This is a genomic window from Megasphaera sueciensis, assembly GCF_050219315.1.
GTDB classification, from domain to species: domain Bacteria; phylum Bacillota; class Negativicutes; order Veillonellales; family Megasphaeraceae; genus Megasphaera_A; species Megasphaera_A sueciensis.
The window spans coordinates 460,591-474,462 of the sequence record NZ_CP116939.1; the positions used below are offsets into that span (position 1 = coordinate 460,591).

General features: G+C 38.4%; 14 protein-coding genes. All 14 read left to right on the forward strand.

Annotated features, from left to right (window positions below; genetic code table 11):
* The first annotated feature begins 34 nt into the window (after nt 1-34).
* The 14 genes from NXG62_RS02320 to NXG62_RS02385 all read left to right on the forward strand — a co-directional run bounded on the left by NXG62_RS02320 (nt 35) and on the right by NXG62_RS02385 (nt 13,816).
* Nucleotides 35-523 (forward strand): tRNA (cytidine(34)-2'-O)-methyltransferase, encoded by a 489-nt coding sequence (locus tag NXG62_RS02320; RefSeq protein ID WP_091647847.1) that lies wholly within the window; start codon nt 35-37, stop codon nt 521-523.
* An 11-nt stretch (nt 524-534) separates the two neighbouring features.
* Complete coding sequence (locus NXG62_RS02325; RefSeq protein ID WP_245675055.1) at nt 535-885, forward strand: YlbF family regulator; 351 nt, start codon at nt 535-537, stop codon at nt 883-885.
* Entirely contained in the window at nt 875-1,807 is a 933-nt protein-coding gene (gene murB / locus NXG62_RS02330; RefSeq protein ID WP_427113408.1) for a UDP-N-acetylmuramate dehydrogenase, read from the forward strand. Before NXG62_RS02325 ends, murB begins: the two co-directional genes overlap by 11 nt.
* A gap of 193 nt (nt 1,808-2,000) precedes the next feature.
* Nucleotides 2,001-3,809, forward strand: coding sequence for a translational GTPase TypA (gene typA / locus NXG62_RS02335; RefSeq protein ID WP_427113409.1), 1,809 nt, complete (start codon nt 2,001-2,003; stop codon nt 3,807-3,809).
* A gap of 177 nt (nt 3,810-3,986) precedes the next feature.
* Entirely contained in the window at nt 3,987-5,372 is a 1,386-nt protein-coding gene (locus tag NXG62_RS02340) for an ammonium transporter (RefSeq protein ID WP_427113410.1), read from the forward strand.
* Nucleotides 5,373-5,422: 50 nt separating this feature from the next.
* Nucleotides 5,423-5,818 (forward strand): P-II family nitrogen regulator, encoded by a 396-nt coding sequence (locus NXG62_RS02345; protein ID WP_091647838.1) that lies wholly within the window; start codon nt 5,423-5,425, stop codon nt 5,816-5,818.
* Nucleotides 5,819-5,991: 173 nt separating this feature from the next.
* Nucleotides 5,992-6,873, forward strand: a complete 882-nt coding sequence (locus tag NXG62_RS02350; RefSeq protein ID WP_427113411.1) for a DMT family transporter — start codon at nt 5,992-5,994, stop codon at nt 6,871-6,873.
* Nucleotides 6,874-7,133: 260 nt separating this feature from the next.
* Nucleotides 7,134-7,511, forward strand: coding sequence for an ArsR/SmtB family transcription factor (locus NXG62_RS02355; protein ID WP_091647835.1), 378 nt, complete (start codon nt 7,134-7,136; stop codon nt 7,509-7,511).
* Complete coding sequence (arsD, locus tag NXG62_RS02360) at nt 7,495-7,875, forward strand: arsenite efflux transporter metallochaperone ArsD (protein ID WP_427113412.1); 381 nt, start codon at nt 7,495-7,497, stop codon at nt 7,873-7,875. The genes NXG62_RS02355 and arsD overlap by 17 nt, the downstream gene beginning before the upstream one ends.
* Before the next feature lie 14 nt (nt 7,876-7,889).
* A complete protein-coding gene (gene arsA / locus NXG62_RS02365; RefSeq protein ID WP_427113413.1) occupies nt 7,890-9,641 on the forward strand; it encodes an arsenical pump-driving ATPase in 1,752 nt (583 codons plus the stop codon).
* Nucleotides 9,642-9,762: 121 nt separating this feature from the next.
* On the forward strand, nt 9,763-11,049 hold the full coding sequence (gene arsM, locus NXG62_RS02370) for an arsenite methyltransferase (RefSeq protein ID WP_091647830.1): 1,287 nt from the start codon (nt 9,763-9,765) through the stop codon (nt 11,047-11,049).
* A complete protein-coding gene (arsB, locus tag NXG62_RS02375; protein WP_091647828.1) occupies nt 11,030-12,091 on the forward strand; it encodes an ACR3 family arsenite efflux transporter in 1,062 nt (353 codons plus the stop codon). The genes arsM and arsB overlap by 20 nt, the downstream gene beginning before the upstream one ends.
* A 288-nt stretch (nt 12,092-12,379) precedes the next feature.
* On the forward strand, nt 12,380-13,369 hold the full coding sequence (locus NXG62_RS02380; RefSeq protein ID WP_091647827.1) for a DUF5677 domain-containing protein: 990 nt from the start codon (nt 12,380-12,382) through the stop codon (nt 13,367-13,369).
* Nucleotides 13,370-13,645: 276 nt separating this feature from the next.
* The gene (locus NXG62_RS02385; protein ID WP_176762839.1) at nt 13,646-13,816 is read left to right on the forward strand and encodes a hypothetical protein; all 171 of its coding nucleotides are present in this window, start codon (nt 13,646-13,648) and stop codon (nt 13,814-13,816) included.
* The last annotated feature ends 56 nt before the right edge of the window (nt 13,817-13,872 follow it).

Consider the following 13,872-nt stretch of genomic DNA (forward strand, 5'->3'; position numbering starts at 1 on the left):
AAATCTTGTACAATGTTACAGGAGAGTGATGATTATGCATATTGTTATGGTGGAACCGGAAATTCCCGGCAATACAGGAAATATCGCACGGTTATGTGCAGCTAATCATATTATGCTGCATTTAGTTAAACCATTAGGATTTTCTTTGGAGAATAAGTATTTAAAACGAGCAGGATTAGATTACTGGCCGTTAGTTGATGTAAAAATTCATGAAAATTTTGAAGAAGTGCAGAAAAAATACGAAGGTCACCGATTTTTTTATTTGACGACTAAGTCGGAACAGTGTTATGCTGATATCCGGTTTGAAAAAGATGATTTGCTGGTTTTCGGCAAAGAAACTAAGGGACTGCCGGAACGGTTACTTAAACAGTACCCCGAATTTTGTTTTCGGATTCCCATGGCGGATAAGGCTCGTAGTTTGAATTTATCTAATTCTGTTGCTATTGTTTCCTATGAAGCGCTGCGTCAATTAGATTTTCCCGATATGTCTAAATGCGGGATTGGCATTAAAAATTTGAAATAAAGGGGAAATAAATGATGAATATATATGATAAAGCCCATGAACTGGCAAAAGCTATTCGTGAGTCTGAAGAATATAAGGCTCTGGTAGATGCGGGAAAGGTTCTTTCCACAAATGAGACATCGAAAAAAATGGTTCAAGAATTTCTCATAAAACAAGTGCAGTTGGAATATGCCGGGGCAATGGGGGGACAACCTGATAAAGCCAAGGTAGAAGAACTAAATAAATTAGCAGAAGTTATCAAAGGAAATAAAATGGCCGTTGATTATTTGCAAGCGTATAGGAAATGGCAGACTTGTGCCGGCGATGTATTAAAAATCATTCAAGAATCTATGGCTGAAGGAATGAGTATCCTTGATAAATAAGTATGCGTTTACAAGTTTTATTTCACAATTGAATGCGATCATTCCCGGTGAACGGCTGTTGATAGATGAGCCGATGAGCCGGCATACGACATTTGCCGTAGGCGGACCTGCCGATGTGCTTGTCCTTCCTCACACTGTTCAGGAACTGGCGGTAGCCATACGGTCAGCAAAAGAGCTGTTGCTTCCCTTGACGGTTTTAGGGGGCGGGTCTAATGTTTTAGTGCTAGATGGCGGAATACGCGGTGTAGTTATTCAACTTAATGAGCTAAATAAGGTATTGCAATGTGATGGTTTATTACTGCGGGCCAGTTCAGGGCTTATGCTGGGAGATGTTTGCGCATTTGCGCAGCAAAACGGTCTGGCGGGAATTGAATTTGCCTGTGGGATTCCGGGAACCTTGGGCGGCGCTGTGTTTATGAATGCCGGCGCGTATGATGGTGAAATGAGTGAAGTCGTTTCTCGGGTCCAAGCAATCAATGATGCCGGAATTGTCCACACATATGATGCGGCAGAACTTGAATTTTCATACCGGCACAGCAGATTTCAACTGACACAGGAAGTGATTGTTGAAGTGGAACTTGCACTTACGGCAGATGATAAGGCGGCAATTGCTGAACGCATTGATGTGCTTATGAATCGTCGGCGCAGTAAACAGCCATTGGAAATGCACAGTGCAGGAAGTACATTTAAGCGGCCGTCTGGATACTTTGCGGGTACATTGATCGAACAAACGGGGCTTAAAGGATTTTCTGTCGGTGATGCCCAGGTATCGACAAAACATGCTGGTTTTGTTGTTAATATAGGACATGCTTCGGCAGAAGATATATTATGTTTGATTCGGGAAATACAAAAACGTGTAGAGTCCGCCCATGGAGTGTGTCTGGAACCGGAGGTGCGGATTATCGGAGAACCGAGAAAGTAATGCTTGGCGTATAAATAGGTAGTACGCAATACAAGTCCATTTTATAAAAGAAAGAGGGTCTATTTTTATAGGGCCTCTTTCTTTTATAAAAAAAATAGTAGTCAACATCCGGTTCATGTGATATAATTACTAAGTTACAATTTAATCTATTATAATCTGTTTATAATGTTAGTTAACAGGAGAGGACTGCAGGATGGAACGTAAGGATATACGTAATATTGCGATTATTGCCCACGTCGATCATGGTAAAACAACCTTAGTCGATGCTATGTTGAAACAGAGCCACGTTTTTCGTGCCAATGAAAAAGTAGCTGAACGTGTGATGGACTCTGGTGATATTGAACGTGAACGTGGCATTACAATTTTGTCTAAGAATACATCGGTTATGCATGAAGGCGTGAAAATTAATATTGTTGATACTCCGGGGCATGCCGATTTTGGCGGCGAAGTTGAACGAGTATTAAATATGGTTGATGGAGTATTACTTCTTGTTGATGCATTTGAAGGGCCGATGCCGCAGACAAAGTTTGTGCTGCGAAAAGCGTTGGAACAAAAATTAAAACCTATCGTTGTTATTAATAAGATTGATAAACCGGATGCTCGTGTTGAAGAAGTAGAAGACGAAGTGTTGGAATTATTTATGGAACTGGAAGCAGATGATGATCAACTTGACTTTCCTGTCATTTATGCTAACGGGCGTGATGGTATCGCCAAAGCACATATGGAAGACGAAAGTGATAATTTAGAACCTCTTTTTAAATGTATTATTGAAAACTGTCCATGCCCTAAAGGCGATCCGGAAGGTCCCCTGCAATTTATGGTGACAACACTTGATTATGATGATTATGTTGGGAAGATTGCGATTGGGCGTATTGTCCGCGGCAAGATGAAAACAAATCAACAGGTTGTCATTACGGATGGGGAAAGCCAGCGTAAAGCGAAAATTGGACGAGTATATACCTATGAAGGGTTGAAGCGGTCTGAAACCGAAGAAGTTTACATGGGGGAAATAGCGGCTATTGTTGGTATTGAAGATATCAAAATTGGCGAAACGGTGGCAGATCCATTAAACCCGGAAGCGTTGCCTACTATCAATATTGACGAACCGACATTGTCTATGGTTTTCTATGTGAATGATAGTCCTTTTGCCGGACAAGAAGGAGATTTTGTAACGAGCCGTCATTTGCGGGATCGTCTTTTCCGTGAAGTACAGACTAATGTTAGCCTGCGTGTAGAAGAAACAGATAGTGCGGATGCGTTTAAGGTATCTGGACGCGGGGAACTCCATATTGCAGTCCTTATTGAAGAAATGCGCCGTGAAGGGTATGAAATGCAGATTGGCAAACCCAGCGTCATTCTTAAAGAAATCAACGGCCGGAAATGTGAACCATTGGAACAATTGACAATTGATGTGCCGCAGGAATTTATGGGTGCTGTTATGGAATCACTGGGGACTCGTAAAGCTGAACTGGTAAATATGGTAGATCTTGCTGGATATACACGCTTGGAATTTATTATTCCCGCCCGGGGTCTTATTGGTTTCCGTTCGGAATTTCTTACTGGCACAAAGGGAAACGGCATTATGTACCATGTTTTTCACGGATATGCACCTTGGAAGGGCGAAATTCCTGGACGTACACGGGGATCTCTGGTTGCATTCGAAACAGGAGAAACAACAGCCTATGGTATTTTTAACCTCCAGGATCGTGGAACCATGTTTATTCAGCCGACCAAGAAAATTTATTTAGGTCAAATTATCGGCGAAAGTAATCGTGATGTGGATATTGATGTCAATCCTTGTAAAAAGAAACATTTGAGTAATACACGTTCTTCCTCTGCCGATGAAGCATTGCGTTTGGTTCCGGCACGGGTTATGAGTTTGGAACAATCCTTAGAATGGATTAATGATGATGAATTGGTTGAAGTAACACCGAAAAGCATACGTTTGCGTAAAGCTATTCTTGATCAGCATGATCGTAAAAAGGCAGCTCGTAATAAATAAAGATGAATTTGCGGTGAAAACATTAATGTATACAAAAAATATTTATTGACAGCCGCAAATATTTAATGTAGAATGAGCTTAAATTTAATTTAACTGGCAATGAAGCCCCTGTATTTGTTAAACACAAATACAGGGGCTTTATTATTTCCGGTGAAGTAAATTTAGAGGGGGAATACTATGAATACTTTAGTCGAAAAAATCAGGGGTATTTTGGCATTATCATTTATTTTTGCTTTAGCTGCCGTACCAGCCTTGGCTGCCGATGGAGCTTCTGCCATTGATACGGGCGACACGGCATGGGTGCTGATTTCAGCAGCACTGGTCATGTGGATGACCCCGGGCCTTGGCTTATTTTACGGGGGGATGGTACGGAACAAAAATGTATTGGCTACGATTATGCAGAGTTTCTTTATTGTTTGTTTCGTTTCTGTATTATGGATATTGGTAGGGTATTCACTGGCATTTGGACCAGACCACGGAGGCTTGATTGGTGGATTGGACTGGATTGGTTTCCAAGGTGTTGGAATGGAACCGAGTGCAGATTATGCTAAAACGGTGCCGCATCTGGCTTTTGCTTGTTTCCAAATGATGTTTGCCGTGATTACGCCTGCTCTTATTACAGGGGCTTTCGCAGAACGTGTAAAATTTTCGGCATTTGTTCTTTTTACTGCTCTTTGGAGTCTTTTTGTATATTCTCCGGCGGCACATTGGGTTTGGGGCGCCGGCGGCTGGCTGGGAGCTCTTGGCTGCCTTGATTTTGCAGGAGGTACGTGTATTCATATTTTATCCGGTGTTTCCGGCTTGACAGCATGTTTGTATATTGGTACACGTAAAGGGTACGGAAAAGAAGCTATGATACCACATAATATGCCTATGACTGTTCTTGGCGCTGCGATGCTTTGGGTAGGCTGGTTTGGTTTTAATGCCGGCAGTGCACTAGGGGCGAACGGCCTGGCAGCTAATGCGTTTGCCGCTACTCAGGTAGCTGCCGCCGGTGCAGCTGTTTCATGGGTAGCCGTGGAAGCTATTGTTCATGACAAACCGACTGTTTTAGGCGGAGCTTCCGGTGTTGTTGCCGGATTAGTTGCAATCACTCCTGCTGCCGGTTTTGTAACACCCTTGGCAGGTCTTGTTATTGGTCTGGTTGCAGGTGTCTTATGTTTCTTTGCTGTTGCTGTTGTAAAACAGCATTTTGGATATGATGATTCTTTGGATGCATTTGGTGTTCATGGTGTAGGTGGTTTGTGGGGATCTATTGCAACGGGATTGTTTTGCACTACTATGGTCAACCCGGATGGAGCTAATGGCTTATTTGCCGGTAATGCTGCACAGGTTGGCATTCAAGCAATCGGCGCTTTTTCCTGTATCGTTTTCGGTATTGTTATGACACTTATCATTCTTAAAATTGTGGATACTCTTATCGGAATCAGAGTAAGTCCTGAAAAGGAAATTGTTGGACTTGATGTTACAGAACATGGTGAACGTGGATATGTTATGATGGATAGTTTTGGTGCCATGATTGCATCGACAAATCATCCGTCGGTTACCAAAAACAAGTCGTAGTGCACGACATATAGTTTGGCCATGTACGGATTGGTGAATGGAGGAATATTATGGGGCAGATCAATAAAATAGAAATCATTACAAGACCGGAAAAACTGAATGATTTAAAAGAAGCGATGTATGCTATCCGCGTTACCGGTATGACTGTCATGCAAGTCTATGGCTGCGGTCTTTCACATGGTTATACGGAAATATACCGTGGGCAGGAAATGTCGATTAATTTATTGCCAAAAATAAAAGTAGAGATCGTAGTGAGTGAAATACCTGTTGAAAAAGTGATAGAAGCAGCGGAAAAAGCTTGCCGCACAGGTCATATTGGCGATGGAAAGATTTTTGTTACTACTGTTGACAATGCAATTCGTATCCGAACCGGTGAATCCGGTGTTGATGCGATACGTGACCGAAATGATGAAACAGATATTGTAAATTCAATCATAAAAGAATAAAATACTGTTTTTCGGTGTTAATTAGTAATAATTAACTGGCAGAAGGAAGAGACGGGAGGGAAAATACCCTTTTTTCTCTTCCTTTTGCGTTTATTATTTTGGCCGGTATACGTTGACGAAGAACACAAAAATAAAGTAATATAACAAAAAAGATATATGGGAAGGAGCATGGCATGAACCGGAATTACATAAAGTTTTTAGCGGCAGTACTACTGTTTGGTTCCAATGGCATTATTGCCAGTTATATTGCGCTGGATAGTTATGTTATTGTTCTAAGCCGTATGGTTATGGGAAGCATATTTCTGTTGCTGCTGCTGATGTGGCGGCAGCAAAAAATATGGACGGGTCCTCCGAGAAGGGTATGGGGCAAACTTATATTAGCCGGATTAGCGCTGGGTGGAAATTGGCTGTTTCTGTATGAATCATATACGCAGATAGGCGTAAGCTTGGCAACACTTGCTTGTTATAGTGGTCCTGTGATGGTACTTCTATTGTCCGTACCGTTATTTCATGAACGCATTACTGTAATAAAAGCGGCAGGAATGGTGACGGTCATCGCGGGAATGCTGTGCGTCAATGGTGTCAGTGTGCAATCACAGGGAGTATCATGGGGACTGATGAGCGGTATATTATCCGCGGTATGTTTTGCTCTGCTGGTCATTATTAATAAAAAGATGAAGGGAGTGGATGGATTAGAAGGGACTCTTTGTCAATTGCTCATAGGAGGTGTAATGGTCGGGGCAGTAACGTTTAGCATGCATCCGCAGATAGGAGTACTTTCATTGGAAAGTGTACTGGCTGTTATCGTACTGGGTGTTATCAACACGGGAATCGGCTGTTATCTGTATTTTTCGGCTATGCAATATTTACCAGCTCAAACTGTGTCGATTTGTGGGTATTTAGAACCGTTTTCTGCATTGATTTTTGCTGCAGTTTTTTTGGGAGAGATATTATCATTGCTGCAGATTTTAGGAGCGGTTTTGATTTTAGGAGGCGTTGTTTTTGCCGAATTATGTCCGTTGTTTCATAAGAAACGCATACGATTTGACGAATGACTTTATCCGAAAGCATAGAGCTGTGAAATAAAAAAACAGAAAAATTTATACTTGTATGTTACATGCAAAAGGTTCTGCTCTGGAGCAGAACCTTTTTTGTTACAGCTATCTATTTAGTGCGGTTTTTATATCTATTGGTATTGATATTTGTTAATGTATGTTGAATATACTTAAAATAGTTGCTTGCATTTCTAAAAAAAATGGTATATTATATTCGTATAAACGATTATACAAATATACAATAGAGAAAAGGTGAAAATATGGAAGAAAAATTGATAGATGAATTAAAAGCACTATCAGATGAAACTCGTTTGCGAATTTTAAATCTATTATATGAAAATGAACTTTGTGTTTGTGTTATAATGGAACTTTTGCAAATTACGCAGGCCAAAGCAAGCCGCCATCTTATTTATCTCAAGAATGTTGGTTTAGTAAAAGATAGAAAACAAGCACAGTGGTCTTATTATTCCATGCAAAAAGATAAAAAAGAGAAATTTCTGGACAGCTTAGTTTATGATAAATTGCGAACAATTAAATTATATCAAAAAGATATGGATAATCTGCATAAGTGGATACAGGAAGAAAACAACGTTTGTGATAATTCTATTAAAGGAGTGAGTAATGATGAAAAAAATTGAAATTTTTGAACCGGCAATGTGTTGTTCGACAGGGGTATGCGGTCCTTCCGTGAATCCAGAATTAATCCGGGTGGCAGCAGTTATTGAAAATTTAAAAAAAGAAGGAATTCATATTATAAGGCATAATTTGTCTTCTGAACCGCAGGCATTTGTACAAAATACAATTATCAATACAGTACTGAATGACAAAGGAATGGAAATACTTCCGGTAACTATGGTGGACGGCGCGATTGTTAAGGAAGGTGGGTATCTTACCAATGCGGAATTTGCGGAATATCTTCAGGTGGGTATTGATATAGTACAATCAAAAACGGATACGGTACAGAATTCCACCTGTAATTGTGGTTCGGACGATTGTTGTTAAGGAGGAATGTGGCTATGAAAATAGCATTATATGATCCGGCGGAAACAGCAGCAACGAAATATCTATTTTTTACAGGCAAAGGTGGTGTGGGAAAAACTTCTATTGCCTGTGCTACTGCGGTATCATTGGCGGATGCAGGGAAAAAGATACTGCTTGTCAGTACGGATCCTGCCTCTAATCTTCAGGATGTATTCGGTATCCCGTTGAATGATGCGGGTGTTGCTATTGCGGATGTCCCACGTTTGGTTGTTGCCAATCTGGATCCGCTGACGGCTGCTGCGGAATACCGGGAATCAGTGATTGGTGCATATCGCGGAAAATTACCGGATTCTGCCATTAAAAATGTAGAAGAGCAGCTATCTGGTTCTTGTACGGTGGAAATTGCAGCATTTAACGCATTTTCTGAATTTTTGACAAATGCGGAAAAAGCAGAAGAATTCGATCATATTATTTTTGATACGGCACCGACTGGACATACGCTCCGCATGCTCCAGCTTCCGTCTGCATGGAGCGGTTTTATCAGCGAAAGCAAACATGGGGCTTCTTGCCTCGGACAACTGTCCGGTTTAGAGGATAAAAAAGAAATGTACAAGAAAGCGGTTCATACGTTGGCAGATAACCGTCTCACTACGATCATCCTTGTTACCAGGCCGGAAACGGCACCGATACGGGAAGCACAGCGGGCTTCTCATGAACTGGAAGCATTAGAAATCCGTAATCAAGTGCTTGTAATAAATGGTCTTTTGGAAACATATGATGCAAATGATACAGTTGAAACCGCTTTATTTAAAAAACAACAAGAGGCATTGCAGGAAATACCCCAGAGTTTAGTAAGACAATCTGTCACGATGGTACCGTTGCGCGCGTATAATATTACTGGGTTGGATAATGTCAGACATCTGCTTTCCTATTCCGGACATACCCCTGTTGTGTCCACTTTACAGCATTCAAATGCGTACACGCTTTCGGATGTAGTAGATGAAATTGAAGCGTCAAATAAAAAAGTAATCTTTACAATGGGGAAAGGCGGAGTCGGAAAGACGACAATCGCAGCGGCTATCGCTCTGGGACTGCATCGTAAAGGGAAAAAGGTGCGTCTTGCTACCACGGATCCGGCTGATCATTTAAACCTTGTCATGGGACAGGAAAAAGATATATCTGTCAGTCATATCAATGAAAAGGGCGAATTGAAGAAATATCAGGAAGAAGTACTTGCGAAAGCACGCCAGACTATGCCGGAGGATGATCTTGAATATGTCAAGGAAGATCTTAGGTCGCCGTGTACACAGGAAATCGCCGTATTTCGTGCATTTGCCGATATTGTTGCAAAGAGTCGGGACGAAATCGTTGTACTGGATACAGCACCGACAGGACATACGATCCTTTTACTGGAATCTACCCAAAATTACAATCAGCAGATAGAAAATTCCGGGGGAGCTGTATCGGATGCAGAAAAAGAATTGCTTCCCAGATTAAAAGATCCCAATGAAACCGAAGTTATTATTGTAACACTTGCAGAAACGACTCCGTTTTATGAAGCAAAGCGATTATTGGATGATCTAAAGCGGGCAGGGCTTGCCGTAAAATGGTGGGTAATCAATGCCAGTTACTCAATGGCAGACACAAAAAGTGATTTTTTGAAGGCAAAAGCCGCAGCTGAATTGCAATGGATCCATGAAGTAGAAAACATATCCGATGGTCAATATGCGGTTATTCCATGGAAACCGTTTGAAGTAAAAGGTGAAAAATTGTTGGAATTGTTATAATCTCAATTCTAAATTAAATACTGTATCTATTATTAAACACAAGGATTTGTAGTGAAATAAATTTGATTTATCACATAAACAATATTTTTACGTTGATTTAACAACATGAGGAGAAAATATTATGAAAGATAATGAATTGCGAGAGGTTGTTCGTGAAAAATATGCTAAGGCAATAGTGGGTGCGAATCGTGTATGTTGCGGTGATTCATGCAGCAATGATTCTAAAAATACGATTACGGGCGGGTTATATTCAACAGAGGAGATACAAGGATTGCCGCAAGACATGATAGCTGCTTCTTTTGGTTGCGGCAATCCTACGGCATTAGGTTCCTTGCATGCTGGAGAAACTGTACTTGATTTGGGAAGCGGTGCTGGGCTGGATGTATTGCTTTCTGCACGTCGAATTGGTCCATCCGGTAAAGCATATGGACTTGATATGACAGATGAAATGTTGGCTGAAGCTAACGCTAATAAAAATAAGGCTAATATAGCCAATGCCGAGTTTTTAAAAGGATATATTGAAGAAATTCCTTTGCCGGATGGAGAAATAGATGCTGTTATTTCTAATTGTGTTATTAATTTGTCAGGAGATAAGGATCAAGTTTTTAGAGAAATATATCGAGTTCTCAAGCCGGGAGGACGCATAGCTGTATCTGATATTGTTATTACAAAACCATTACCTGATACTATAAGACGTGATTTATTTTCATGGGCTGGGTGCATATCCGGTGCGTTATTACATACAGAATATGAAAAAAAATTAAAAGAGGCAGGGTTCGAAAACATTGAAGTTCGAACAACTCGAACGTATGATTTAACAGAACTATTTATGCAACAGCGAGTATCATCAAACATAACGAACGAAATTGAAGAATGGAATGGGGCATTGATTAGTGCATTTATTCGTGCAAAAAAACCTGCGCAATCTTTAGTAGAGGGGGCTGATTTCAATATTAAAATTGCTGAACAAAAAGATTTTCCACAAATATATAATTTGTTAGAGCATAGTGGATTACCTGTTAGTGGAGTCAGTGATGATACGGGAAAATATTATATTGCACAAGGTACTTCTATTATGGGAGTATTGGGTTTTGAAATTTACAATGATGTTGCTTTGTTGCGTTCATTGGCCGTTTGTCCTAAGTTTAAAAAATCAGGGATTGCCAGTAAATTAATACAGTATGTTCTAAATATATTGAGGGAACAAAGATGTAAAGGAGTTTACTTATTAACTAATACAGCGGAAACTTATTTAAGTAGATATGATTTTATCTCCATATCGCGTGATGCTGTACCAGTTGATATTTTAGAAACATCTTCTCTGGGAAATATATGTCCTAAAACTAGCACTTGTATGTATTTGAATTTGAGTAAGGAGAAAAAATACGATGGGAATACAAAAAAATAGGTTATCTTTTTTAGATAGATTTCTTACACTGTGGATTTTTATTGCTATGGGATTAGGTGTAACTTGTGGCTATTTATCTCCTAATTTAGCAGAATCATTAAGTGCTTTTAGTACAGGGACAATATCATGGCCCATTGCAATAGGTCTTATCGTTATGATGTATCCACCGCTTGCTAAAGTTAAATATGAAGAAATTGGGAAAGTCATAAAAAATAAAAGAATATTTGTGTTTTCACTTTTTCAAAATTGGATTATAGGTCCTGTTTTAATGTTTATTTTGGCGGTATTATTTTTGGGCGATATGCCCGGATTTGCTATCGGATTAATTGTCATTGGATTGGCAAGGTGTATTGCAATGGTCATTATATGGAATACACTTGCTAATGGGGATAATGAGTATTGTGCGGCGCTGGTAGCACTCAATTCTATTTTCCAAATTTTGTTATATGCGGTGTATATATATTTATTTGTGACACTTATTCCCGCATGGTTGGGCATGTCTTGGGGAGAGCAGAATATTACAATATCAATGATAGATGTAGCTAAAAGTGTGTTAATCTATCTAGGAATCCCGTTCGTTGCAGGATTTTTTACAAGATTTGGACTTATACGAGCAAAAACACAAAAATGGTATGAACAAGTTTTTATACCTACAATTTCACCGTTGGCTTTAATTGCGTTGTTGTATACCATTGTTATTATGTTTATGACCAAAGGTAGTGAAATTATTGATAATCCGATAAATGTTGTTCGTATAGCTATCCCGCTTTTAATTTATTTTGTGATTATGTTTTTTTCTAGTTTTTATATATCATATAAAGCAAATTTTAAATATGAACAAACAGTCACTTTAGCATTTACTGCTGCCAGTAATAATTTTGAATTAGCTATTGCAGTCACTGTGGCTGTGTTTGGTATTGCCTCTGATCAAGCTTTTGCGGCTGTAATTGGACCACTGATTGAAGTACCAGTTATGATTGGTTTAGTGAATGCAGCGACCTATTTAAAACGAAAATATTATAATATAAATGGAATCGAATAATTGAAGAAAAAATAAGAAATACTATTTTAAGATAGGCAATGTTTGACCGTAAGATTTTTTATTGATCAATACATGAGAGCTTAATTGAATAATAAGAGTAGTAAAAAGCTGTTATACTATATACAGTAGAATTATGTAAATACTACTACAAGTAATGAGTTTGCATAGGTCTATGATTCAATGTCTCTTTTCTGGATAGCCGTCACTTGATGCAGTGGCGGCTTTTTAATTGGTAGTGTAAATTTAGTTGTTTTTGTGATATTATCTCTATAAAGAGGCGATATTTTAATGACACGAGAACAAATGGATAATCTCGAAGCTTATGGAAATTTATCAGCAAAAATATTAAAAAACTGTATACGAGAATGTGAACGTATAGGAAAGATTTTCTTGGATGAATATAAAAATAGACAGAGCAAAACTGATCAGAAGTTAATTACAGAAGGTGATGCACTATTTCTTCATTTTTTTAAAGAATGGACAGATTTATTATATGGAGTACAAATTCTTTGTGGTAATAATCTTCATCGTAATGCAATACCTACAGTGAGAACCATGTATGAAGTATTTTTACTAATGAATTATTTAATGGTTGATGAAGATGAAATAAATATTAAAGCAAAATGTTATTCCGTATTTTCTGTTTGGAAAGGAAGAAGAGATATTCAAAGAGGTAATCGGTACGCACAAGATCATCCCGATGTCGTAATAGATGTTTTATATAATACTGAAGCTACTTATGAAAAAGTTAATCGACTTTTTGAACAGTTTTCGTCCAATGTAAGTACAAAATTGATAAAAGACACGATTGAAGAATTAAACAATGCTGCGAAAGATAAATTTTATGGTCCGTGGTATTTTGTTTTTGAATATTTAAAAGATCATAGAATTAAAAGGTACTCCTTGCGACAAATGAGTATTATGTTAAATGAACGGCTAAATGGTGATTTGTTCTTTGATGATAGTCTTATGTTTATGTATGATCAATTATATGATTTTATGCCTCAATATATACATGGGGCGAGTTTTTTAGATATAGTAAATACAGATATTAGTGACAATTTTTTTTCTCCAACATGGTATTCTAAAAATGGGTTTTTATTGATTTCTTTAATACAAGTAATGTTTTTTGAAATAATCACAATAATATCAAGAAAATATTTTTATGGATCAGAAGGAGAATGGAACTCTATTGAAAAATTAGATATATCGGCTCTTGATGAAAAACAACATAAAATTTTACAGAAGATATGTGAATTAGATAAGCAGTTGTCTTAAACTGTTTGTAAATTTAAAATAGTAAGCGGAATGATTGGGGTGATAAGCAGGAAACTGAGGTTACCGGTAAAGATGGCGGTCTCATCAATGTATGTAATATGAGTGATGAGGATGCTGATAAGCGTATTGCGGAATTAGAATCAAAGAAAAAGCATTGATATTTTGATGATTATTGTATATTCATACATTAATATACCTAGTATAACGGGATTGATAACATAAAGTTGTCAGTTCCGTTTTGTGTTTATGCAAAATAATTACAAAGGAGAGTGAATTATGACTAAAAAAAGCGAAATTGAAACAATAATATTTAATACAATGGACGAATTAAAATATATATCTATTGGGAAAATGGATTTAGCTGCGCTTGTAGTTGTCGTAGCATACAGGGCTTATGATAAAGGAAAAGCAGAAGGACTTCATCAAACAAAGATACTGCAAAATTAAAACTCTCTTATTTTAACCATTTTTATTTATATTTCATATAGACAAAATATGGGGGA

What these genes read in the sequence shown, in the direction of transcription:
- NXG62_RS02320 (WP_091647847.1), top strand. Translation starts at nt 35, where the DNA reads ATGCATATTGTTATGGTGGAACCGGAAATTCCCGGCAATACAGGAAAT.
- NXG62_RS02325 (WP_245675055.1), top strand. Translation starts at nt 535, where the DNA reads ATGATGAATATATATGATAAAGCCCATGAACTGGCAAAAGCTATTCGT.
- typA (WP_427113409.1), top strand. Translation starts at nt 2,001, where the DNA reads ATGGAACGTAAGGATATACGTAATATTGCGATTATTGCCCACGTCGAT.
- NXG62_RS02340 (WP_427113410.1), top strand. Translation starts at nt 3,987, where the DNA reads ATGAATACTTTAGTCGAAAAAATCAGGGGTATTTTGGCATTATCATTT.
- NXG62_RS02345 (WP_091647838.1), top strand. Translation starts at nt 5,423, where the DNA reads ATGGGGCAGATCAATAAAATAGAAATCATTACAAGACCGGAAAAACTG.
- NXG62_RS02350 (WP_427113411.1), top strand. Translation starts at nt 5,992, where the DNA reads ATGAACCGGAATTACATAAAGTTTTTAGCGGCAGTACTACTGTTTGGT.
- NXG62_RS02355 (WP_091647835.1), top strand. Translation starts at nt 7,134, where the DNA reads ATGGAAGAAAAATTGATAGATGAATTAAAAGCACTATCAGATGAAACT.
- arsD (WP_427113412.1), top strand. Translation starts at nt 7,495, where the DNA reads ATGATGAAAAAAATTGAAATTTTTGAACCGGCAATGTGTTGTTCGACA.
- arsA (WP_427113413.1), top strand. Translation starts at nt 7,890, where the DNA reads ATGAAAATAGCATTATATGATCCGGCGGAAACAGCAGCAACGAAATAT.
- arsM (WP_091647830.1), top strand. Translation starts at nt 9,763, where the DNA reads ATGAAAGATAATGAATTGCGAGAGGTTGTTCGTGAAAAATATGCTAAG.
- arsB (WP_091647828.1), top strand. Translation starts at nt 11,030, where the DNA reads ATGGGAATACAAAAAAATAGGTTATCTTTTTTAGATAGATTTCTTACA.
- NXG62_RS02380 (WP_091647827.1), top strand. Translation starts at nt 12,380, where the DNA reads ATGACACGAGAACAAATGGATAATCTCGAAGCTTATGGAAATTTATCA.
- NXG62_RS02385 (WP_176762839.1), top strand. Translation starts at nt 13,646, where the DNA reads ATGACTAAAAAAAGCGAAATTGAAACAATAATATTTAATACAATGGAC.